18 protein-coding genes and 1 pseudogene are annotated in these 22,790 nt (G+C 69.4%); 13 read left to right on the top strand and 6 right to left on the bottom strand.

Annotated features, from left to right (window positions below; genetic code table 11):
* Window positions 1-262: 262 nt before the first annotated feature.
* The 4 genes and pseudogenes from ACQEU1_RS38510 to ACQEU1_RS38525 form a co-directional block, all read left to right on the top strand.
* Window positions 263-769 (top strand): annotated as a pseudogene (locus tag ACQEU1_RS38510) (ATP-binding cassette domain-containing protein); the annotation flags it as partial.
* Between the two features lie 224 nt (window positions 770-993).
* Window positions 994-1,965 carry an ABC transporter permease gene (locus ACQEU1_RS38515; RefSeq protein WP_433213481.1) on the top strand — a complete coding sequence of 324 codons (972 nt, stop codon included), beginning with the start codon at window positions 994-996 and terminating at the stop codon, window positions 1,963-1,965.
* Between the two features lie 31 nt (window positions 1,966-1,996).
* Window positions 1,997-2,374, top strand: coding sequence for a GntR family transcriptional regulator (locus ACQEU1_RS38520; protein ID WP_382440614.1), 378 nt, complete (start codon window positions 1,997-1,999; stop codon window positions 2,372-2,374).
* 25 nt (window positions 2,375-2,399) lie between these two features.
* Window positions 2,400-3,269 carry an ABC transporter ATP-binding protein gene (locus ACQEU1_RS38525; protein ID WP_433213486.1) on the top strand — a complete coding sequence of 290 codons (870 nt, stop codon included), beginning with the start codon at window positions 2,400-2,402 and terminating at the stop codon, window positions 3,267-3,269.
* Here the strand turns inward: ACQEU1_RS38525 and ACQEU1_RS38530 are convergent.
* The gene (locus ACQEU1_RS38530) at window positions 3,263-4,801 is read right to left on the bottom strand and encodes a phytoene desaturase family protein (RefSeq protein ID WP_433213489.1); all 1,539 of its coding nucleotides are present in this window, start codon (window positions 4,799-4,801) and stop codon (window positions 3,263-3,265) included. The genes ACQEU1_RS38525 and ACQEU1_RS38530 overlap by 7 nt on opposite strands.
* Before the next feature lie 265 nt (window positions 4,802-5,066).
* Between ACQEU1_RS38530 and ACQEU1_RS38535 the strand changes: the two genes are divergently transcribed.
* Window positions 5,067-6,305, top strand: a complete 1,239-nt coding sequence (locus ACQEU1_RS38535; RefSeq protein WP_433213492.1) for an ABC transporter substrate-binding protein — start codon at window positions 5,067-5,069, stop codon at window positions 6,303-6,305.
* A 137-nt stretch (window positions 6,306-6,442) separates the two neighbouring features.
* Here the strand turns inward: ACQEU1_RS38535 and ACQEU1_RS38540 are convergent, their stop codons facing one another.
* Window positions 6,443-8,773, bottom strand: coding sequence for a Tex family protein (locus ACQEU1_RS38540; RefSeq protein ID WP_433213495.1), 2,331 nt, complete (start codon window positions 8,771-8,773; stop codon window positions 6,443-6,445).
* A gap of 49 nt (window positions 8,774-8,822) precedes the next feature.
* Here ACQEU1_RS38540 and ACQEU1_RS38545 point away from each other — a divergent pair, with 49 nt between their 5' ends.
* The 4 genes from ACQEU1_RS38545 (at window position 8,823) to ACQEU1_RS38560 (ending at window position 15,013) form a co-directional block, all read left to right on the top strand.
* Window positions 8,823-9,920 (top strand): alkaline phosphatase family protein, encoded by a 1,098-nt coding sequence (locus tag ACQEU1_RS38545; protein WP_433213498.1) that lies wholly within the window; start codon window positions 8,823-8,825, stop codon window positions 9,918-9,920.
* A gap of 45 nt (window positions 9,921-9,965) precedes the next feature.
* On the top strand, window positions 9,966-10,826 hold the full coding sequence (locus ACQEU1_RS38550; protein ID WP_433213501.1) for a patatin-like phospholipase family protein: 861 nt from the start codon (window positions 9,966-9,968) through the stop codon (window positions 10,824-10,826).
* Between the two features lie 132 nt (window positions 10,827-10,958).
* Window positions 10,959-13,136, top strand: a complete 2,178-nt coding sequence (locus tag ACQEU1_RS38555; protein ID WP_433213504.1) for a hypothetical protein — start codon at window positions 10,959-10,961, stop codon at window positions 13,134-13,136.
* Between the two features lie 209 nt (window positions 13,137-13,345).
* Window positions 13,346-15,013, top strand: a complete 1,668-nt coding sequence (locus ACQEU1_RS38560; RefSeq protein WP_433213507.1) for a discoidin domain-containing protein — start codon at window positions 13,346-13,348, stop codon at window positions 15,011-15,013.
* On the opposite strand, the gene ACQEU1_RS38565 is transcribed toward ACQEU1_RS38560, so the two are convergent.
* A complete protein-coding gene (locus ACQEU1_RS38565) occupies window positions 15,010-15,912 on the bottom strand; it encodes a phosphotransferase family protein (RefSeq protein WP_433213510.1) in 903 nt (300 codons plus the stop codon). The two genes, ACQEU1_RS38560 and ACQEU1_RS38565, sit on opposite strands and share 4 nt — an antisense overlap.
* A gap of 71 nt (window positions 15,913-15,983) precedes the next feature.
* On the opposite strand from ACQEU1_RS38565, the gene ACQEU1_RS38570 reads away from it, so the two are divergent.
* The 3 genes from ACQEU1_RS38570 to ACQEU1_RS38580 are packed head-to-tail and all read left to right on the top strand — an operon-like array spanning window position 15,984 to window position 18,356.
* Entirely contained in the window at window positions 15,984-16,562 is a 579-nt protein-coding gene (locus tag ACQEU1_RS38570) for an RNA polymerase sigma factor (protein ID WP_433213513.1), read from the top strand.
* Window positions 16,559-17,398 carry a hypothetical protein gene (locus ACQEU1_RS38575; RefSeq protein WP_433213516.1) on the top strand — a complete coding sequence of 280 codons (840 nt, stop codon included), beginning with the start codon at window positions 16,559-16,561 and terminating at the stop codon, window positions 17,396-17,398. The genes ACQEU1_RS38570 and ACQEU1_RS38575 overlap by 4 nt, the downstream gene beginning before the upstream one ends.
* A gap of 43 nt (window positions 17,399-17,441) precedes the next feature.
* The gene (locus ACQEU1_RS38580; RefSeq protein ID WP_433213519.1) at window positions 17,442-18,356 is read left to right on the top strand and encodes an alpha/beta fold hydrolase; all 915 of its coding nucleotides are present in this window, start codon (window positions 17,442-17,444) and stop codon (window positions 18,354-18,356) included.
* Here the strand turns inward: ACQEU1_RS38580 and ACQEU1_RS38585 are convergent.
* Entirely contained in the window at window positions 18,266-18,772 is a 507-nt protein-coding gene (locus ACQEU1_RS38585) for a hypothetical protein (RefSeq protein WP_433213522.1), read from the bottom strand. The genes ACQEU1_RS38580 and ACQEU1_RS38585 overlap by 91 nt on opposite strands.
* 47 nt (window positions 18,773-18,819) lie before the next feature.
* Window positions 18,820-20,358 carry a WS/DGAT/MGAT family O-acyltransferase gene (locus ACQEU1_RS38590; RefSeq protein WP_433213525.1) on the bottom strand — a complete coding sequence of 513 codons (1,539 nt, stop codon included), beginning with the start codon at window positions 20,356-20,358 and terminating at the stop codon, window positions 18,820-18,822.
* A gap of 222 nt (window positions 20,359-20,580) precedes the next feature.
* On the opposite strand from ACQEU1_RS38590, the gene ACQEU1_RS38595 reads away from it, so the two are divergent.
* Complete coding sequence (locus tag ACQEU1_RS38595; RefSeq protein WP_433213528.1) at window positions 20,581-21,399, top strand: esterase/lipase family protein; 819 nt, start codon at window positions 20,581-20,583, stop codon at window positions 21,397-21,399.
* Here the strand turns inward: ACQEU1_RS38595 and ACQEU1_RS38600 are convergent.
* The gene (locus ACQEU1_RS38600) at window positions 21,396-22,754 is read right to left on the bottom strand and encodes a glycoside hydrolase family 28 protein (RefSeq protein ID WP_433213531.1); all 1,359 of its coding nucleotides are present in this window, start codon (window positions 22,752-22,754) and stop codon (window positions 21,396-21,398) included. The genes ACQEU1_RS38595 and ACQEU1_RS38600 overlap by 4 nt on opposite strands.
* Window positions 22,755-22,790: the final 36 nt, after the last annotated feature.

A 22,790-nucleotide genomic window follows, 5' to 3' on the forward strand; every position in this document is an offset into this window, starting at 1 on the left:
AGCGCGAGCTTCGCGATGGCGTAGCCGAGCTCGGCCAAGACCCAACGCAATGCCGATGGCGAGGCGTCCTTGCCCTCGACGCGCCGTGCAAGCGGCATCGGCAACGTGCCCGTCCAACTCAGCCAATCTCTATCGTCGCGAAGCGGCGATGACTCAACCATGCTCGTCAAAGTCTTTGCGCCCCAACACACCCACCTCCCAAGGCGACCCGACAACCACCCTTTCACTAGATAACTAGTGAAAGGGTGCTACGGTAGGTCCCATGACGCAGAGGGAGCATCTCCCGGTCCTAGCGGAGGACCTGGGGAAGAAGTACTCACGGGGCTGGGCGTTACGAGACTACACGCTGGACATCCCGCCAGGCCGCACCGTGGCCCTGGTCGGTCCGAACGGCGCCGGCAAGAGCACCCTCATGGGCCTGATCACCGGCCTCCTGCGCCCCACCACGGGCAAGATCGAGGTGTTCGGCGAAGCGCCGACCGGCCGCGGCATGCACCGGGCGGTGGCGTTCCTGACCCAGGCCAAACCGCTCTACCCGCAGTTCACCGTCACCGAGACGCTCAAGTACGGCAGGCACGCCAACCCGACCTGGGACCAGCGGTACGCCGAGTCCCTGATCGAAAAAGCGCAGGTCCCGCCAGCGGCGAAAATAGGAACCCTGTCCGGCGGACAGCGGACCCGAGTGGCCCTGGCGCTGGCACTGGGGAAGCGCCCGAGCCTCCTGATGCTCGACGAGCCGCTGGCGGACCTGGACCCGCTGGCACGGGAGAACGTCCTGCAGACCCTGGTGCAGGAGTGCCGGGAACAGGGCATCACGGTCCTGCTGTCCTCGCACGTGCTGGCCGAGTTGGAAGACGTGTGCGACCACCTGGTGCTGCTGGCGGACGGCCGGGTCAGGCTGGCCGGGGACGTCAAGGACCTGCTCGCGGAACACCCGCAACATCGGACGCTCAGCCGGCTCGCGCTCGCGCACATGCGGATGGAGGTGGCGGCATGACGTGGGTCGTGTGGCGTCAGCAGCGGGCCGTGTTCCTCACGCTCACCATCGGGCTGGCGGTGAGCGTGGTCGCGATCCTGTTGCTCAAAGCGGGAATGGTCGCGGATCTGGCCGCGCGCGACATCGTGGACTGCGTGCCGAAGGGGTTGCCCGGCTGCATGGGCACGCCGGCCGCCGAGTTCCAGAACATCTGGTTCGACCGGCTGCACATCGCCCAGGGGACGGTGATGGTGGCGCCCGTGCTGATCGGGGTGTTCGTCGGCGCGCCGTTGTTCGCGCGGGAGTTCGAGCAGGGCACGCACGCGCTCGCGTTCACGCAGTCGGTCAGCAGGACTCGGTGGATGACGACCAAGTTCCTGGTCGCCGCGCTGCCCGCGCTGGTCGTGGTGGCGGTCTACCAGGTCGTGGTGCACAGCTGGCTGGACGCGGCGGGGAAGCTCGGGCCGCTCGCCACGGGGCCGTTCTACGTCACGACGTTCGACGCGCAGGGGGTTTCGCCGGTCGCCTACACGCTGTTCGCCTACACGCTCGGGATGTTCGCCGGTGCGCTGTTCCGGCGGACGCTCGTGGCGATGACGCTGACGCTCGGCCTGTTCGTCGTCGCGCGGGTGGTGCTGGCCGTGACCAGGGAGTTCCTGGTCACGCCGACCAGGGTGCTGTCCGACGACCTCGACGACCACTCGCCCTACGAACGCGGGCCGCTGGTGGTGGAGTCGGGGTACCTCGACGCCAAGGGGGCGGTGATCGCGGACCCGGCGCCGCTGATGAACTGCGCCGGCAGGACCAACGCGCAGGGGGTCACGGACTTCGAGGTCTGCTACCGGGAGAACGGTCTCGCGCAGAAGTTCACCGACGTCATCCCGATCGACAAGGCCGCGACGCTGCACCTGCTGGAGGCGTCGGTCTTCGCCGGGTTCGCGGTGCTGTTCGTGCTGGGCTCGGTGTGGGCCGTGCGCAGGCAGGCGTGAGGCGGGCGGGTGGGCACCTATGCTGAGCGGCGTGATCGAGTTTCGCATCGATCGGCACTCCGGGGTGTCCACCTATCTCCAGATCGCCGCGCAGGTCAAGCAGGCCATGCGGATGGGGCTGCTCGGACCCGGCGACAAGCTGCCGACGGCACGGGAGGTGGTGGAGGCCACCAGGGTCAACCCCAACACCGTGCTGAAGGCCTACCGCGAGCTCGAGCACGAGGGGCTCGTGGAGGGCAGGCGGGGCATGGGCACGTTCGTCACGGCCTCGCTCGCCACCGACGCGGCGAAGGCGGACGCGCCGCTGCGGCAGGACCTGGAGAGCTGGATGGACCGCGCCGTCGGCGAGGGGCTGTCCGGTGACGAGGTCGACGCGATCTACACCGACGTGCGGGACACGCACTACTGAGGTCCACTGTGGACGTGGGAGCACCATGAACGCCAGTCCGGTGCGGGCGGAGAACGTCGCGAAGCACTTCGGGCGCACCATTGCCCTCGACGAGTGCTCGTTCGAACTGCCGGAGGGCAGCGTCACGGGCCTCGTCGGGCCGAACGGCGCGGGCAAGAGCACGCTGCTGTCGCTGATCGCCGGGCTCCTGCGGCCCACCGCAGGGGAGATCACCGTGCACGGCACGGCGGTGCGCGGCCGGATGCACCCCGACGTGTCGTTGCTGACCCAGAAAAGGCCGCTGTACGACCAGTTCACGGTCCGCGAGCTGATGCGGGCGGGCGCCGCGATGAACGAACGGTGGTCCGCCGAGCGCGCCGACGAGGTGCTCGATCTCCTCGCGGGCGTGGACAAAGAGGCGAAGGTGCGCACGTTGTCGGCCGGCGCGCGCACGCAGGTCGCGATCGCGCTGGCGTTGGGGCGCCTGCCGAAGGTGCTGCTGCTGGACGAACCGATGTCCGACCTCGACCCGTTGGCGCGCGACGAGACGTTGCGGATCCTCATGACCGAGGTCGCCGAACGCGGCACGACGGTCCTGCTGTCGTCGCACCTGCTCACCGACCTCGGCGACGTCTGCGACCACCTGCTGCTGCTCGACGAGGGCCGCGTGCAGGTGTGCGGTGAGATCGACGAGATCCTGCACGAGCACCACGTCGCGGTCGGGCCCGCCGGACAGGTCCTGGAGGCGGACGGCGTGATCGACTCCTCGCACACCTCCCGCCAGACCACGGCATTGGTGCGCGGGAGCGCGCCGAAAGGTTGGGAGACAACGCATCCCGACCTCGAAGCGCTCGTGATGGGCTACCTGCGGGCGTCCCGCACCCGCAAGCACACCGGCGTCACCCGCGTTCAGTAGAGGGCTTTGTGCAGGCCCTGGACGAGGGTCCGGTAGAGCTCGCCGGCCGCGCCCCAGCGGGCCAGCGCGGCGCGGGCGGCGTTCGCACCGGCCGCTCCGTGCACGCCACCGCCCGGCCAGGCCGACGAACCCGCGAGGTAGAGGCGGTCGAACGGCGTGTCCGCGCGGCCGAGGCCCGGCAGCGGGCGGAACACCAGTTGCTGGTGGATCGCGCCGGTGCCGCCGTTGACCGAGCCGATCTCGCCGGGGCCGAGCACCGAACGGCCGAGGACGCGCGAGCGGAAGCCGGGGGCGCGTTCCTCGATCATCACCTCGAGGCGGTCGGCACGGCGCTTCAGCCGGTCCGGCGTCCAGTTCCCGCCCAGCGGCACGTGCGTGTACGCCCACGCGGCCTCGGTGCCCGCGGGGGACCGGGTCGGGTCGGTCGTCGTCATCTGGCCCATGACCATGAACGGCGTGCGCGGCACCTTGCCGCAGGCGAGCTCGTGCGCGACGCCCGCCAGGCCGTTCACGTCGCCGCCGAGGTGGACCGTGCCGGCCTGCGCGGCCTCCGGGTTCGTCCACGGGATCGGACCCGACAACGCCCAGTCGACCTTGATCGTGTCGCTGTCCCACTGGAAGTTGCGGAGGTCCTCGGCGAGCTTCGCCGGCAACGCGTCGGGGCCGAGGAGGTCCAGGTAGAGCGACGGGGCCGGGATGTCCGCGATGACGGCACGGCGTGCGCGCACGACCGAGCCATCGGCCAGACGCACGCCCACGGCCACACCGCGCGCGTGCAGCACGCCGGTCACCTCGGCGTTCGTCTCGACGCGGCCCCCGAACCGGCGCACCAACGACGCCGTCAGCTCTCGCGCGCCGCCGCGGGGGACCGGGTTGCCGAGCTCCTGGCCCAGCATCGCGAGCAGCCAGCCGAAACCGGCGCCGCCCGCCTGGTCGGGGCCGAGGTCCGTGTGCATCGTGTTGCCCGCCAACAACACACGGGCGCCTTCGCCGTCGAACAGCTCTTCGCCCAGCCGTCGCACCGGCATCGTCAGCAGCCGGGTCAGCCGCAGCGCCTCACCGATCCCGGCCGAGCGCAGCAGCGAAAGGCCGCCGCGCACCGGTGGAAACGGTTGCAACAGAGAGTGAAGGACCCCTTCGCGCACCTGGAGCCACTTCGCGTACTCCGTCTGCCAGCGGTCGCTGTCCGCGTGGGCAAAGGTGCCGACGGACTTGGCCGTCACCTCGACGTCGCGGGAGAGCAACGCGACTCGGTCATCCGGCAGCACGTGCGCTAGGACGGCTGGAGCGTGCTCCCACCGCACGTCGAGGTTCAGCGCGCCGAGCACGGGAGAGCCGAGACCCAGCGGGTAGAAGGCGCTGTACACGTCGTTGGTGAAGCCCGGCGCGGTCATCTCCGCCGAGGTCACGGCGCCACCAGGGCTGTCGCGCCGTTCCAGCACCAGGACGTCCCAGCCTGCGTCCGCGAGCAGTGCGGCGGCCACCAGCCCGTTCGGTCCTGACCCGATGACGATCGCGTCGGCCTCGTTCACGCACGCCTCCCGATAACCGTGTGGGAGCAACCATTTCAGATCTTCACGCGTTCGGATGCGTCCGTACGGAGGTGTGAAATGTGACCGAACACGCCGTATCTCATTTCGTTCGGCACCGAAGAGCTAGCACACTCCGTAGTCGAGCGGTAGTCACATGAACCTTACGTCTTTGTGTTCCGTACCACATAAGGGGGCGCTGTGTGACCCTCATGTCAATACTGAGCTACCGCTTAGTATGTGTCGATCAGTTGACAAGGACTGCTGCATGCCCCTCCGCCGAGTACTGCCCACCGCCGCCTTGGCACTCGCCGTCCTCGCGGCCGGCTGCGGTGCTGAGACAGCTGAGAAGCCCCAGGTCAAGACGGGGCCGGGCGTTACCGACGACACGATCTCGCTCGGCATCCTCACGGACATGACAGGTCCGTTCAAAGGCTCGGCGCTGACCCGCCTGAAGGGCTACGACCTCTACGTGAAGCAGGTCAACGACCGCGGCGGCATCTGCGGCCGCAAGATCGAGCTCAAGCAGAAGGACCACGCGTACGACGTGCAGAAGGCGCTCGACGCCTACTTCGACCTGGAGCCGCAGGTCCTCGGCCTGCTGGAGCTCGCAGGCACGCCGATGACCGCCGCCATCGAGCCCGACATCATGCAGACCCGCACGCTGACGGCCCCGGCCTCGTGGGCGGCGTCCCTGCTCGGCAACCCGCACATGATGATCGTGGGCACGACGTACGACCTCGACGTCATCAACGGGCTTGATCACTACAAGCGCCGCGGCGTGATCAAGGAAGGCGACACCGTCGGGCACATCTTCGCCCAGGGCAGCTACGGCGACAACGCGGTCGAGGGCAGCCGGTTCGTCGGCACGCAGTGGAACATGAAGATCGCGGAGCAGCCGATCAGCGAGGTCGCCGCCGACCTCAGCCAGCAGGTCGCCGCGCTGAAGGCCCAGGGCGCCAAGGCCGTCGTGCTGAGCACCACCCCGCCGCAGACCGCCGCCGCCGTGGGCGTCGCCGCCGCCCTGAAGTGGGACGTGCCGTTCCTGGTCAACGTGGTCGGCTTCGACACCGCCATCCTCGACTCACCGGTCGGCCCGGCCGTCGAGAAGCAGGTCACCGTGGTGACGTCGGTGGCGCCGTTCACCGGCACGCAGCAGGGCCCGCGCGAGGTCGCGGCGGCGTTCAACAAGTACTACCCGAACGACAAGCCCGCGATCTACGTCGACCACGGCTACACCGTCGCGAAGGTGTTCCTGTCGGTCATCGAGAAGGCCTGCCAGAAGGGCGACCTCACGCGTGACGGCGTGCTGGACGCGTTCCACGACACCAACGGCCTGGATACGCAGGGCCTGACCGGCGCGCTGCACTACTCGCTCGTCGGACGGCCGTCGGCCACGCAGTCCTACATCGCCAAGGTCGACTCGAAGGTGCCGGGCGGTCTGACGACCGTGGAGGAGCTGTTCGAGTCGGAACTGGTGAAGGCGAAGGGCACCCGCGCCAAGTAACGGCACGGCGCCTCCGCGGCTCCGCCACCGGCTGCCAGCGCCACGAGGCTTGGCTTCTGCCGCCTCCGGCAGGCCCCCACCCGCCACATGAGAAACGGGCCCGTCCTGTTGCCAGGAGGGCCCGTTTCTCGTCCGTTCTACTTGCCGAACCCGGCCTTGCGGAGTGCGTCCGCCATCGAGCCGCTCGCGGGCGGCGGCGAGGTGCGCTGCTGCTGCCCGCCGCGCTGCTGCCCACCACCGCGCTGCTGCGGGCGGCCACCGCGGTCCCGGCCACCGCCGCCCTGCTGCTTCGGCGCGGGCTTGCCCGGCTCGTCGGTCAGCCGCAGCGTGAGGCCGATGCGCTTGCGGGCCTCGTCGACCTCCAGCACCTTCACCCGCACCACGTCACCGGACTTCACGACGTCGCGCGGGTCCTTCACGTAGTTGTTGGACAGCGCCGAGATGTGCACGAGGCCGTCCTGGTGCACGCCGATGTCCACGAACGCGCCGAACGCGGCCACGTTCGTCACGACGCCTTCCAGCACCATGCCGGGCTTGAGGTCGGCGATCTTCTCGACGCCGTCCGCGAAGGTCGCCGTCTTGAACGCCGGGCGCGGGTCGCGGCCCGGCTTCTCCAGCTCGCGCAGGATGTCCGTGACCGTCGGCAGACCGAACTTCTCGTCCACGAACTGCTCGGGCCGCACCTTCGTGAGCACCGTGGTGTTGCCGATGAGCTCGGCGCCCGCGGCCTCCTGGATGCGGCGCACGACCGGGTACGCCTCGGGGTGCACCGAGGACGCGTCGAGCGGCTCGTCGCCCCCGCGGATCTTGAGGAAGCCCGCGCACTGCTCGAACGCCTTCGGGCCGAGCCGCGCGACCTCCATCAGCGCCTTGCGGGTCCTGAACGGGCCGTTCGAGTCGCGGTGCAGCACGATGTTCTCCGCGAGGCCGGCGGTGATGCCGGAGACGCGGGTCAGCAGCGGCACGGACGCGGTGTTGAGGTCCACGCCGACCGCGTTCACGCAGTCCTCGACCACCGCGTCGAGCGAGCGCGACAGCTTCGACTCGGCGAGGTCGTGCTGGTACTGACCGACGCCGATCGACTTGGGGTCGATCTTCACGAGCTCGGCCAGCGGGTCCTGCAGGCGGCGCGCGATCGACACGGCGCCGCGGATCGAGACGTCGAGGCCGGGCAGTTCGGACGACGCGTAGGCCGACGCCGAGTACACCGACGCGCCCGCCTCGGACACCACGATCTTGGTGAGCTTGAGGTCGGGGTGGCGCTTGATCAGGTCGGCGGCGAGCTTGTCGGTCTCGCGAGAGGCCGTGCCGTTGCCGATGGCGATCAGGTCGACGTTGTGCTGCTTGGCCAGGGCAGCGAGCTTGGCGATCGACTCGTCCCAGCGGTTCGCGGGCACGTGCGGCTGGATGACGCCGTGCGCGACGACCTTGCCGGTGGCGTCGACGACCGCGACCTTCACGCCGGTGCGGTAGCCGGGGTCGAGGCCCATGGTGGCGCGGGTGCCGGCCGGGGCGGCGAGCAGCAGGTCGCGCAGGTTCGACGCGAAGACCTTGACGGCCTCGTCCTCGGCGAACGAGCGCAGCCGGCCGCGCAGGTCGATGCCGAGGTGCACGAGGATGCGGGTCCGCCACGCCCAGCGCACGGTGTCGGTGAGCCACTTGTCGCCGGGACGGCCGCGGTCGTCGATGCCGAACCGCGACGCGATGCGCACCTCGAACGTGGACGGGCCCTCCTCCTGGGGCTCCTCCGGCTCCAGGACGAGGTCGAGGACCTCCTCCTTCTCGCCGCGGAACAGCGCCAGGATGCGGTGCGACGGCAGCTTCGCGAACGGCTCGTCGAACTCGAAGTAGTCCGAGAACTTGGCGCCGTCGGTCTCCTTGCCCTCGCGGACCTTGGAGACGACCCGGCCGCGCGTCCACATCTGCTCGCGCAGGTCGCCGATCAGGTCGCCGTCCTCGCCGAACCGCTCGACCAGGATGGCCCGCGCGCCCTGCAGGGCGGCCGCGGCGTCCGCGACCTCCTTGGCCGGGTCGACGAACTTCGCGGCCTCTTCCTGGGGGTTCAGGCCAGGATCACCCAGAAGTGCGTCGGCGAGGGGCTCCAGGCCCGCCTCCTTCGCGATCTGGGCCTTGGTGCGGCGCTTCTGCTTGTACGGCAGGTAGAGGTCCTCCAGCCGCGCCTTGGACTCGGCGGCGAGGATCTGCGCTTCGAGGGCTTCGGTGAGCTTGCCCTGCTCGCTGATCGAGTTGAGGACGGCCGCCCGGCGCTCTTCCAGCTCGCGCAGGTAGCCGAGGCGTTCCTCGAGCGTGCGCAGCTGGGCGTCGTCGAGACCGCCGGTCGCCTCCTTGCGGTAGCGGGCGACGAACGGGACGGTCGCGCCACCGTCGAGCAGTTCGACAGCAGAGCCGACCTGGCCAGCGGCCACGCCGAGCTCGTCAGCGATCTTCTGGTGGATGAGCGTTGTCACAGCGCGCCATTCTGCCCGCTGTCCGATTCGACGTGGCACGGTGTCCTTCATGACCATCGCCGAGGTCGTTCCCTCACTGCTGTCGGGCCTGGACGTTCCGGGTGCCGACAACACGCTCGGGCTGCCCGCGGCCCGGCGTGTCGTCCTGCTGCTCGTCGACGGCCTGGGCCACGAGCTGCTGCGCGCGCACGCCGCGCACGCGCCGTTCCTGTCGTCGCTGCCGGACCGCTCCATCGACGCGGGGTTCCCGTCCTCGACGGCCACGAGCATCGCCTCGATCGGCACCGGGCTGCACTCCGGTGAGCACGGCATCGTCGGCTACACGTTCGCCGTCGGCGACGAGGTGCTGAACTCGCTGACCTGGTCACGGGCCGCCGAGCACGGCCACGACCTGCGCAAGGCGCTCGTGCCGGAGGTCGTGCAGCCGCACCCGACGCTGTTCGAGCGCGCGGCCGCCGCCGGGGTCGCGGTGAGCGCCGTCGCGCCCCTGCTGCACCGCTCGTCCGGGCTGACCAGGGCGGTGCTGCGCGGATCGTGGTTCCGCGGCGTGGCGGGCTTCGGCGACCTGGCGCTCGGGGCCGTGGCGGCGGTGCGGCAGGACCGGTCGTTCTGCTACGCCTACCACGCTGATCTCGACACGATCGGGCACTTCTACGGGCCGGGGTCCGAGGAGTGGCTGGTCCAGCTGGAGTTCGTGGACTCGCTGGCCGAGCGGATCGCCGCGCGGATGCCGGCGGGCTCGCAGCTCGTGGTCACGGCGGACCACGGCATGGTCACCGTGGGCGAGCGGATCGACTTCGACACGGAACCGTTGCTGTGGCAGGGGGTCCGGGTGATCGCGGGCGAGCCGCGGGTGCGGTACCTGCACGTCGAGAGCGACGAGGTGCTGCCGACGTGGCGGGAGTTCCTCGGTGACCGCGCGGACGTGCTGAGCCGCGACGACGCCGTGGAGGCCGGGTGGTTCGGGCCGGTGAGCCCTCTCGCGGCCGACCGGATCGGGGACGTCGTGGTGGCGATGCGGGACGAGCACGTGGTGGTGCGCAGCCAGGCGGAGCCGTCGCTGAGCGGGCTGACCGGCATGCACGGCTCGCGGACGCGGGCAGAACTGGCGATCCCGCTGCTCGTGCACTCAGTAGCTTCAGTGTAGACCGAACCCAGCTGGAACCGTTGGCTCGCTTTAGGATCACCGGACGTGACGATCGAACTGCCAGGACCAGTCGGGTTCGTGCTCGGCGGCGGGGGAAGCCTCGGCGCCGCGCAGGTGGGCATGCTGCGGGCGTTGCACGAGCACGGCGTGCGCCCGGACCTGGTGGTGGGCACGTCGGTCGGGTCGGTCAACGGCTCGCTGCTCGCGCTCGACCCGGACAAGGCGTTCGAACGGCTCGCGCTGCTGTGGGAGGGCATGACCCGGCCGCGGGTGTTCCCGGGCGGGCCGATCGCGCAGCTGAGGTCGTTGCGCACCAACAAGACCTACCTCTTCCCGAACACCGGGCTGGAGTCCGTGCTGGCGGACGGCCTGGACGGCAGCACGTCGTTCGCGGACCTGACGCTGCCGTTCGGCGCGGTGTCGGTGGACTGCGTGACGGGCGAGGCGGTGAACATCACCGAGGGCGAGCTGATCCCGGCGATCCTCGCCAGCGCGGCGATCCCCGGCGTGTACCCGCCGGTGCGGATCGGCGACCGCGTGCTCTACGACGGCGGCGTGCTGGCGAACGTGCCGATCCGCCAGGCGCTGGCGATGGGCGCGAAGTCGTTGGTGGTGCTGGACTGCGCGTTCCCCGGCCACCTGCCGACGGTGCCGGAGACGCTGGCCGAGACGTTGCTGTTCTGGGCGACCCTGGGCATGCGCAACCAGGCCGTGCTGGAGGTCGAGCTGGCGTCGCGCGACGTGCCGGTGCTGTACCTGCCGGGTGCGCCGGTGCAGGCCGTGACGCCGCTGGACTTTTCACACACCGCGGAGCTGGTCGAGGCCTCGTACCAGGCGTCGACGACGTTCCTCACGACGCTGGAGATCGCGGGCGTAGGGCTGTACGGGCACCCGTCGCACGGGTGAGACATCGGTTCGGACACGTGGTCTGAACAGGTGAACGTTCGCCTTCCGGCTAACAACCGGCGGACTGTGGCGGACTAACCCGACACACAGATCGCGCTTGGCGGACGCGGTCGCGGCAGAGGAGCGCGCGACATGACGCCTGCGGAGACTGAGCTGTTCGACGCCCTGGAACGGCTCGGCAGGGTCGAGTTCGCCGGAGCGGGCAGGGAGATCGGCGCGGGGTTCCTCGGCGAGCAACTGTTGCGCGGCATCGGTTCTCGCCCGCGCAAGCTGACCCTGCACGACGTGGTCGTCGTGGGCGAGCTCGACCTCGAGGCGGGCGAGGTCGGCTTTCCCGTCGAGTTCGAGCGGTGCACGTTCGACGAACCGCCGAACGTCGAGCAGGCAGCCGTGGCCGGCCTCTACTTCACGTGCTGCCGGTTGCCAGGCCTGCGCGCCTCGCAGGTGCGGCTCCAGGACGGGCTCGCGTTGAGAGGTTGCACGATCGACGGGTGCGTGCAGCTCACCGGCGCCCACGTGTCCGGACAACTGGACATGGACGACTGCGTGATCAACGGACCGCGCGAGGGTGCGTTGAAGGCGGACGGTCTGCGGGTGGAGCTGGACGTCTACTGTTCAGGCCGGTTCGCGGTGACGGGTCTGACACACATGATCGGTGCCCATTTCGGTGGCCAGTTCGTGTGCGAGGGTGCGACCTTCCGCAATCCAGGAGCGGAGAAGGTGCTCGAACTGAGCGGCCTGGTCGTGGGCGAACACGTCTTCTGGCGCAGCGGGTTCACGGCCGAAGGCGACGTACTTCTGAGTGGAGCGTCCATCGCCGGGCGCCTCATCTGCGAAGGGGCCCGGTTCATCAATCCCGGGAGGAAGGCGCTGCACGCGGCCGGAATGACCGTGCGGCAGGAGGCCGAGCTGTCCTCGGGCTGCGTCTTCGACGGCGAGTTGAACCTCGTCGGCAGTCACATCGGTGGCTGGCTGAAGCTAACTGGCGGCGAGTTCTCCAATCCCGGCGGAGTGGCGATCGACCTGACGCGTGTGGTGACCTCGCTGAACCTCGTACTGCGCGAGGGCACGACGGTGCGCGGCGAGCTTCGCCTGGCCGGAGCACGGGTCGACGGGTTGCTGGGTGCTCAGGGCGCGCGTTTGGAGAACACGAACGGCATAGCGCTCAACGCCTCCGGGCTGAAGGTCAACAGCGATCTCGTCCTGGGCGTCCGAGGTGCCGTGAGGTTCCACGCGCAGGGTGAGGTGGTGCTCGCCGACGCGCAGGTCGGAGGCAATTTCGACTGCAGCGGCGGACTGTTCGAGAACGAGGACGGAGACGCCCTGGTCGCTCGTGGCATCAGGGTGGGCATGGACGCGGTGCTGGGCGAGCAGTTCACCGCGCGAGGACGAGTCGACTTCGCGGGCGCCAGGATTGACGGCAAGCTCGACTTCACCGGTGCCAGGCTGAAGAACACGGGTGACGCTGTGCGGTGCGACAGCGTGCGGGTCGGTCACGCGGTGGTGTTCACCGACGCGCTGGCCACGGGTTGCGTGCGGATGTGCGACGCCAGGATCGGATCCGAGATCAGTTTCGTGGGGGCGGTGCTCAACGGAGTGCCGGCGGTGAAGCTCAAGGGGACCCAGGTCCGCGGAGTGCTGCGACTCAAGTTCGCCGAGAAGCCTGCCGGCTGGCTGGACCTCCGCAGGGTGCGGGCGGGGTCGCTCGCGGACAGCGAGGGTGACTGGGCGAACGGGAGTCGTCTCGACGAGTTCGTCTACGGTGCTCTGCTCGACGGCTCGACACCACTGCACCGGCGCCTGCGCTGGCTGCGTGACCAGGTCTACGTTCCGCAGGTCTACCTGCAGCTCTCGTCCGTCTACGCCAAGGCGGGTCTCCACGCCGCGGCCACCGACGTGCTGATGGCGAAGGAAGATGCCAAGCGGCGGAAGCTGGAGGGGGTCACGGGCAGGCTGCGCCGGATGGTGTGGTGGTTGCTCAACCCGACCGTCGGGTACGGGTACCGCCCGTTGCGCATCCTGTGGTGTCTCGGAGTGCTCACGGTGGCGGGCGGGCTGATCTTCCACCTGCTCAGGCAGGACGAGCGCAACTTCGCCATCGCCAGGCCCCACCTGAACGTCCAATGGTTCGATCCGTGGCTCTACACGATCGACCTGCTGCTGCCGATCATGAGTCTGGAGCACAGCCAGCTCTGGGTGCCTTTGCACGGCGCGCGGTGGGCGTCGCTCGCGTTCACCGTCCTGGGCTGGGTGCTCGCGGTCTGTCTCGTCACAGGGATAGGTCGACTCTTCAAGCGCGACGAACGGTAGACATCGGTTCATTCGGGCAGAATCCGCCGCTTTCGTCCATGTAACACCATCAGACCTCCGATGAACCCTTGAAGTGCGGGCGGGAACGGCGTAGACCTGGGCACGTCTTCCTTCCGCCGCGGGGAGCCCGTCCGTCAGGAGGCTCGCTCGTGCGGAGAACGTTGCGTCGGCTCGGCGTGGTGATGACCGCCGTCCTTCTCGTTGCAGGCGTGAGCCTTCCGGCGCGCGCCGAGGTGCTGCACCCCCGCCAGGACTGGCTGCGGGCGGCCACGTCCGGGCTGTTCCTGCACTGGGGGATGCGGACCAGTCCCGGCTACACCAGTTGTGCCGCTTGGGAAGCCGCCGTCACGGGTGGCGGGTGGAGCGCGCGGTACTGGGTGGACGAGGCGAAGAAGCTGCACGCGCAGTACATCGTGCTCGCGTCGTTCCACAGCAGGCTCGGCTACGCGCGGGCGTGGCCGTCGGCGATCCCCGGCAGCTGCGCCACCAAGCGGGACTTCCTCGGCGAGCTGATCGACGCCGCCGCGGCGCAGGGGGTGAAGGTCATCAACTACATGACCGACGACCCGCAGTGGCACGACGAGGGCGGGCACGAGTGGCTCGACTCGGCCGGGTACTCGAAGTACAAGGGCAGGACGGTGAACCTCCAGGAACGGCCCGGTTTCGGGCAGTTCGGCTACGACAACTTCGTCGAGGTCATGCAGCGCTACCCGAAGCTCGCCGGGTTCTGGATCGACAACGACAACGCCTACTGGGAGCAGAACGGCCTGTACGAACGGATCCGGCGGGAGAGGCCGGACATGGTCCTCAGCAACAACAACGAGGACACGCCGATCATGGACACCATCAGCAACGAGCAGAAGACCGGCATGACGCCGAACTACGACTACCCGCAGGCGGTCTACACGGCGGCACCGCGGCTCATCGAGGCGTGTTTCAAGCTGCCGAGCACCGGCGCGTGGTGGTACTCCGGCTCGAACTCGTCCGTCGACCACAAGCTCACGCTCGGCAGGCTGATCACCAACGCCGGCAGCGACGTCAAGGCGTTGATGGCGGAGACCGCGATGGTCAACGGGAGGTTCCCCTCGAACCAGGCCTCCTTCAACGACTTCGCGAACACCTACCTGGGTGACGTCTGGGAGTCGATCGGCGGCACCTACGGCGGCGGTTACCTGCACGGCGGGCTCAAGCCGGGGTTCTGGAACGACGGCGCGCACGGCGTCACGACCGTCTCGAAGTCCAATCCGGACAACCACTACGTGCACGTCGTCACCAAGCCGTCCGGCAGCACGTTGAAGGTGCGCGACAACGGTTACAGGGTCAGCCGCGTCACGAACCTGCGCACCGGCGCGGCCGTGCAGTGGACGCAGGCGGCGGGCACGATCACGCTCACCGGCATCACGAGCTGGGACCAGTACGACACGGTGTTCAAGGTCGAGACCGCCGGTCGCGAGGGGATCATCCCGCCGTCGACCTACGCGATGAGCGCGTCGGCGTCCGGCTCCGGCCACCCGGCGTCCCACGCTGCCGACGGCGACTACCAGACCTATTGGGACGCAACGGGTGCGGGCACGGTGTCGCTCAGGTTCGACCTCGGCAGCGCGCAGAAGGTCTCGTACGTCGCGCTGAACCAGCGCGAGGACTCCACCACCTATCCGGCGTCGAACTCGGCGCGCGTCAAGAACTACACCCTCTACACGTCCGACAACGGCACCACCTGGACCAAGGTCAGGTCGGGCTCGCTGCCCAACCACCGGGGCGTCCAGTTCCTCGACCTGCCCGCGAACACGACCGCGCGGCACGTCCGGGTGGAGAAGACCTCCAGCCAGGGCAAGGCGCAGCTGCGGATCGACGAGGCGTGGCTGGGCAGCTACTAGCAGGCGAGCACGCGCTCGATGTTGTGCTCGGCGATCTCCCGCATCGCGTCGCGGTGCGGGAAGTCGCCGTCCAGCAACCGGAGCGGACCCTCCACGAGGGACAGGTGCTGGGCCAGCCGGTACAGCGAGAGCCGGGCGGGGTCGAGGCCGGGAGCGAGCCGGTAGTGCGGGCCGAACCGCAGCTCCAGGAACGCGTGCTCCCACTCGACGTCGAAGAACATCACGCCCTCGATGTCGATCAGCACCGGCCGGGAGTCCGCCACCAGCACGTGGTCGGGGCCGAGCTCGCCGTGGATCAGGCCGTACGACGTGCGCGGCTCGACCACCGCATGTCGTTCGCGCAGGCGGGTTTCCAGGCGGGCGCGGTCGGCGGCGATCCGCGGCACCCGTTCGCAGCACGCCTCCAGGTGGCCGAGAGCCCGGTGCGGCACCACGTCCGGCACCGGCGGCGCGTCCGGCGGTTGCAACGAGCCGGGACGGCCGTAGCGCGGGCTGGTGCGCCGGTGCACGCCCGCGAGGTCGTCCCACAGCCGGTCGAGGACCTCGTCCTGGTCGAGCAGCTTCTCGAGGAACTCACCGCCGAGGTCCTCGACCACGATCACGTCGCGGTCCACCAGCACGAGCCGCGGCACGCACGCACCCGCCTCCGACAGCGCGGTGTGCGCGTGCAGGAACAGGTCGCGCCCGCTCGCGTTGCCGAACAACGGGTCCGGCTCGTGCGCGGGCCAGTAGTCCTCGTCGGCGCGCCACACGTAGGCGACGCCCGTCGTGCCGTCGTCGAGCGTCAGCCGGTAGACGCCCTTCTTGCTGCCGCCGTGCAGCCGAGCCACGTCGCGCAGGTCCCTGCCGTACGCCGCCTGCGCGATGCCCGCGAGGTCGGCCACCCCCAGATGTGCCACGCTCGGCGACGTTAGCGGCGGGCGCGTGAAGCCGGTGCCAACACAAGTGCGGCGGGCGGACACGAACAGGCATGACGACCGAAGACCCTGACGACCGCGCGCTGTGGTCGCAGGCCGCTGGGGGCGGTGCGCACGCCTTCGGGGTGCTGTTCGACCGGCACGCGAAGGCGGTCTACAACCACTGCTTCCGGTTGACGGCCTCGTGGGCCGAGGCGGAGGACCACCTGCAGGCCACGTTCCTGCTGGCCTGGCGCAAGCGGAGCGACGTGCGGCTCGAACGCGAGTCGGCGCTGCCGTGGCTGCTCACCGTGGCGACCAACGTCGTGCGCAACGAGCAGCGCTCGCTGACCAGGCGGCTGCGGAACCTCAAGCGCGCTGCCCACGACCAGACGGTGCCCGACCACGCCGACCTCGTGGCCGAACGGCTCGACGACCAGCGGCGGATGCGCGACCTGCTCGACGCCGTGCGGAAGCTGCCGCGCAACGAACGTGAAGCGCTCGCGCTGTGCGTGTGGTCCGGGGTGTCGTACGCCGACGCGGCCGCCGTCTTCGGCATCACCGAGGGCAGCGTCCGCGCACGCGTCAGCAAGGCCAAGTCGAAGCTCCAGCAGCACCACCAGGTGCTCGTGCCCGCAGGGGAGGACCGATGACCAGCATGCTCCCGCCCACCCGCGACCTGCCGCCCGGCCGGCACGCCCGGATCCGCGCCGAGGTCGAACGCGCCGTCACCGGACGGCGCAGGCGCCGGCTGCTGTTCCCGGTACTCGCGGGCGTGGCCTCGGTCGTGACGCTGGCTGTCAGCGTCGCGCTTCTCCCGCCGGCCCCGGGCCCGCCCGCGCCGGCCGTCCAGGTCACCACCTCGCCACCGCCGGAGGAACCGGGCTTCGGGGTGCCGGTGGACACCGTCAAGGCGATCGAGGAGGGCTGCGCGAGGATCGCCGGGGTGGGAGAGGCGAAGCTCTACCAGCTGCTCGAGCAGGAGACCCGGTGGGCGTTGCTCTACACCGACAAGGAGGAGCTGGGCTGCACCCTTGGGCAGGGCGGCATGGAGTACAACTCCGGCTTCTCCGGCACCGAGGTGCGCTGGCTGCCCGGACACCTCGCGGTCGACGAGAACAGCGCGCGGGCAGGCGGTGACCTGAACCCGAAGCCGGTCTACGCGGGCATGCCCGGCAGCCGCACCATCGCCGGCAGGGTCGACGACCAGGTCGCGCGGGTGACGTACACGATCGACGGCAGGACCGTCGAGGGCACGATCGCCCACGGCACGTTCGCCGTGCGGATCCACTACCCGCCGAACTGGACCATCCCGAACGACGACGCGCGCGGCGTGCTGAACGCCTACGCCGCCGACGGCACCCTGCTCCTCACCGGCGACGGCTACCAGCCGGGCTGCTGGGTCGACCCCGCGGGCAAGATCGTCCAGGGCGACACCCGCGCGGACCCGCTGACCTGCAAGCCCGCCACTCCGTGGGTGCCGCGGTGAACGTCACTACCGGTGAGTCACCTCCGGCGACATACTGGTTGGTATGACGACTGCGGCGCACTTCGGCGGGACCAGCCACCACGCGGACCTCGGCGGGCCCGTGCACTGGGTCGACTTCGGCGGACCGGCGGACGCCCCCCGCGTCGTGCTCGTGCACGGGCTCGGCGGCTCGCACCTCAACTGGGTGCTGCTGGCGCCGTTGCTCGCGCAGAGGGCCCGCGTCGTGGCCGTCGACCTGGCCGGGCACGGTCTCACGAACCCGGAGGGGCGGGAGACCACCGTCCAGGCCAACACGAAGCTGCTCGGCCGGTTCCTGCGCGAGGTCGTCGAGGAGCCCGTCGTCCTCGTCGGCAACTCGATGGGCGGGCTGATCTCGCTCTTCCAGACCGCCTACGACCCCGAGCTGGTCAAGGGCCTGGTGCTGGTCGACCCCGCGCTGCCGATGGTGCTCGGGACGCGGCCGGACCCGACGATGCTCGGCACGTTCTTCATGTACTCGGTGCCGGGCCTGGGGGAGCGGTTCCTCGCGAAGTCACGCGCGGTGCCCGCCCGCCGGCAGGTCGAGAGGCTGCTGGAACTGGTCTGCGTCGACCCGTCCGGCATCCCCGAGGAGCTCAAGCAGGCCAGTGAGCACCTGATCGGCGAACGGGCCAAGGTCGAAGGGCTCGACACGGCGTTCCTCGCGGCCGCCCGCAGCACCGTGTTCACGACGTCGAAGCGCGGCGCCTACTACGCGGCGATGGACAGGATCCGGGTGCCGGTGTTCCTGATGAGCGGCGACAAGGACCGCCTCGTCAACGTCGCCGCCGCCCGGTACGTGGCGAGGAAGTACCCGCACTGGCGCTACGACGAGTTCGCCAACATCGGTCACGTGCCCCAGATGGAGATCCCCGAGGTCGTGTCCGAGAGGGTCCTGGCCTGGATGGACGCCAACCGCCTGAGCACGTCCGCGAGCTGACCGAGGGTGAGCCGCTCCCGCAGCACGGGGGCGGCCCCGGTCAGCACGAAGTGGTCGTCGTGCTGCTCGACGCCGGTGAGCTCGATGCCGCGCGGCAGCTCCGGCACGGCGAACACCTTCGCCGGCAGCCACCTGTGCGGCCTGACGTGCAGTTCCGCACCGACCAACCGGACGGTCAGCGGCAACCAGCCGAACGGTTGCAACTCGGGGATGTCGGCCTTGTCGACCTCGACGCGGAACTCGACCGGCGACGCCACCAGGACGGCCGGCGGGTTCACGTGCACGTCCCGGCACACGACGGTGGCACGGCGGGCCCGCCAGCGCGACCACCGCACGTCCTCCAGCTCGATCCGCACGTCGTCGAGCTGACCGAGCGCCAGTCCCAGGGCGCCCAGCCGTGCGTCGAGCCCGACCACGGTCAGGTGCGCCTCGTGCGCACCCGCCTGGATCGTCAGGTCGTGCCTCAGGTCGTCGTCTCCGGCTTCACGCCGTTCGTGGCGGCCTTGGAGGTCGCCCGCACGGCACGGGGCTTGGGAGCGGGCTTCCTGGCCGCGGGCTTCGCGGGGGCCGGCTTGGCGGGGGCGGCGTCCACGACCTTCTCCGCGACCTCGGTCTTCTCCGCGGCCTCGGCGGCGAGCGCCACCATCTCGTCGAAACCGGTGCGGATGCCGTCCGCGAGCAGCTGGACGTCCGGCACGCCGTCGAAGTCGGCGTTGATGCCGAACGTGAACCGGTCGAGGTAGGAGAAGATGCCGACGGTGATCCGGATCGTCGAGGCGACCGGCACGTACGGGAACATCTCCACCAGCGGGCGGCCGAGCATGTAGAGCGGGATCCGCGGGCCCGGCACGTTCGTGGTGACGGTCTGCAGGATCTGCTGCGGGAACCGCATCGCGGTGCGCGACCCGAGCGCCATCAACGTCGGCGCGGCGAAGTTCGACAGGTTCGTGATGACGTCGGCGCCCGCGGCCTGGCGCGAGCTCTTCAGGTCGTCCATCTGCGCGCGGATCGACGCGAGCCGCCTCACCGGATCCGCCTCGCCCACGGGCAGGTTCACCAGCACGGCGCTGACGCGGTTGTTGAGCTCGTTGTGCTGGTCCGCCTTGCGCATCGACACCGGCACCATGGTCCGCACGACCATGCCCTCGGTCAGTTCGCCGCGCTTCTCCAGCAGATCCCGGAACCCGCGGGTGATCGCCGTCAGGATCACGTCGTTGACCGTGCCACCCGCGGCGGCGCGGATCTGTTTGATCTCAGCCAGGTTCGCGCGCGCCCACACCCAGCGGCGGTGCGGCCCGATGGGACCGTTGAGCGACGTCGCGGCGCGCGTGACCAGACGCTTCGCCGTACCGGGAAGAGAACCGAGAACGGTCTTGCCGAAGTCCAGGATCTCGCTCAGCGAACGGACGTTGCGCGCCACGGCGGGCAACGCGGACAGGTGCGCCACCGGCGTCACCACGGCGTCGCGCACGCCGTCGATCACCAGGTCCAGGGTGGACGGTTGCTTCTCCGGCGTCCACTCCTTCGGTTCCGGCAACACGCTCTCGGACTTGAAGTCGAGGATGAGCTGGAGCATGTCCGTTCCGGACACTCCGTCGATCATGCAGTGGTGGACCTTGGAGATGATCGCCCAGCGGCCGCCTTCGAGACCCTCGACGAGCCACGCCTCCCACATCGGCTTCTTGTCGTCGAGCTTCTGCGCGAAGATCCGGCCGGCGAGGTTGCGCAGCTGGTCCTCCCCGCCCGGCGACGGCACGGCGGTGTGGCGCACGTGGTACAGGATGTTGAAGTGGTCGTCGTCGACCCACACCGGGCGGCCGACGTGGAACGGCAGCGCCTTCACCTTCTGCCGGTAGCGCGGCACCTGGTCCATGCGCGCCAGGAAGAGCCGGATCACGTCGCCGTACGACGGGACCGGTCCCTCGAAGACCAGGACGGAACCCACGTGCATCGGCACGTTCTCGTCCTCGATGAAGTAGAAGCTGGCGTCCAAAGAGCTCATGCGATCCACTCGAAAAAGACTAGAGCAGCAGCGCAACCGAAACGACGTCCATGCAGGTGAGAGGCACTGCACAGCTGTGAGGTTGCCAACGCGTTACCTCCGCGTGGCGAATCGAGACTCGAAAGTACTGGCGAAAAGATCGATCAGGAAACATCATGGACTCACTGGGCAGCGCCGCCCAGGGGCGCCGGCTCGGGGTTGTCGACGTGTGGGGAGGCTCCTATGTCCGCCGTACCTTCGGACGAGGTCTTCGAAGTTCCTGCTGCCTCTCGCCTCCAGCTCGTCAGAGGCTCCGCACCCGGTCTGTTCTGGTACCTCACCGAGCCCACCCGCTGCGCTCTCGACGTCAGCGAGTTCGTGGCCACCAGGTCGATGCTGCGCGGTGCCCCGTCGGGTGACGGCCACCCCGTCCTCGTCTTCCCCGGCCTCGGCGCCGCCGACTCCTCGACGGTGATGCTGCGCCGCTTCCTGACCGGCCTGGGCTACCAGGTGAACCCGTGGGGCCTCGGCCGCAACATCGGGCCGACGCGCAAGGCCGTGGACGGCATGCACGCGTTGGTGAAGAAGGTCTCCGACGACTACGGCAAGCCGGTGTCCATTGTGGGCTGGTCGCTCGGCGGCATCTTCGCGCGCGAGATGGCGCGCGACCACCCGCACCGCGTGCGCCAGGTGATCACCATGGGCTCGCCGTACAACATGTGCGATCCCGTGCAGTCGCGGGCGATGCCGGCGTTCGCGTTGTTCTCGCGCCTGCACATCCCGAAGGACGAGTTCCCGCCGCCGGAGTCGACGCGGCCGCCGATCCCGGTGCCCGCCACGTCGATCTACTCCAAGACGGACGGCATCGTCTCGTGGGAGTCGTGCGTCGAGGAACCGGGACCGCGCAGGGAGAACGTGCAGGTGTCGTCGTCACACCTGGGGTACGGCTTCAACTCCAGCGTGCTGTGGGTGGTGGCGGACCGCTTGGCGCAGGCGGAGGGCACGTGGGCACCCTTCGCCGCGCCTCCCGGCATGCAGCGCCTGTATCCCCGCGCCGCCTAGTTCGTCATCGGCTTGCCGTTCGCCGTGACGTTGGTGAACTTCAAGCCGTCGACGAACTTCACGGTGTTGGTGGTGGAGCTGACGGTGAACTTCGAGTCCCGCAGCTCCAGCCCCTTCACGTGCTCCTGGCTCAGGCCTGACACGTCGAGGACCTTGGAAGCCTTGGTGCTGCTGGAGTTCGAGACCGTGAACGGGCCGAATTTCGGGACGTTGCCGCCCGTCTGCGAGTTGTAGGTCGTGGTGACGTAGACGAAGGCGCGTTCGAACGTGCCGGAGACGCTGTCCAGGTTGATGTTCTGCGAGAAGCCGCCGCGTTTGGTGTTCGACTTGACGTACAAGGCGAACTTGGTGGCGTTGACGCAGTTCAGCTGGTAGCCGTAGACGTTGCGGATGCCGCCGGTCTGCTCGGAGCCGCACGTGATGGCGCCCCAGTTGCCGTTCATGCGGCAGTTGACGACGACGATGTTCTGACACGGCACGTTGACCCTGCGGCCGTCCTCGTCGCGACCTGACTTGATGGCCACGTTGTCGTCGTGCGCGCCCAGGTCGCTGTTGGAGATCACGACGTGGTCGCACGATTCGGGGTCGCACGCGTCCGTGTTGTTGGCGGACGTCGTGGGGTCCGTGTGCACGTCATCGACCGTGACGTTCTTGCAGAGCGTGGGGTGGATCTGCCAGAACTTGGGGTTCTTCAACGTGATGCCCTGGATGAGCACGGTGTCGCAGTCGTAGGGTTCGATGAACGTCGACCGCATGTTCTTGCCCGATCCGGGAACCACGCGCTTCTCCGGCGGGGTTCCCTTGGCCACCAACGACTCCAGGTAACCGCGGTCGCTGCCCTTGTTCCAGCTGCCGGTCGCTCCCGCGTCGAGCGTGCCCTTGCCGGTGAGGGCGATGTTGGTCTGGCGGTGCGCGTAGACCATGGGGGAGCGGTTCATGCACTCGATGCCCTCGTAGCGGGTGAGCACGGTCGGGAACTTCGAGGCGTCGCTCGAGAACTTCAGCAGCACGCCGTCTTCGAGGTGGAAGTCGACGTTGCTGAGCAGGTGGATCGCGCCGGTGACGTAGGTGCCCTTCGGCACCGTGACGTGACCACCGCCGGCGGCGTTGCACGCGGCGATGGCGCGTTTGAACGCCTCGGTGTTGTCGGTCTTGTTGTCGCCCTTGGCGCCGTACGCGGTGACGTCGAAATTCCGGTCGGGGAACTGCGGCAGCCGTGTGGTGCGCACGATGTCGTTCGCGGCGGGCCAGGGCAGCACCGGGACCGCGATCGCCCTGGCGCTGAGTGCGGGGAGGGCGATCGCGGCCACGACGGTGGACTTCATCAGCAGCCTGCGGTTGATCCTGCCGTCCATGCGTTCCTCATCTCGGGAGAGGAGTCACGGCGGCGG

This window comes from Lentzea sp. CA-135723 (genome assembly GCF_050936595.1).
GTDB lineage: Bacteria > Actinomycetota > Actinomycetes > Mycobacteriales > Pseudonocardiaceae > Lentzea.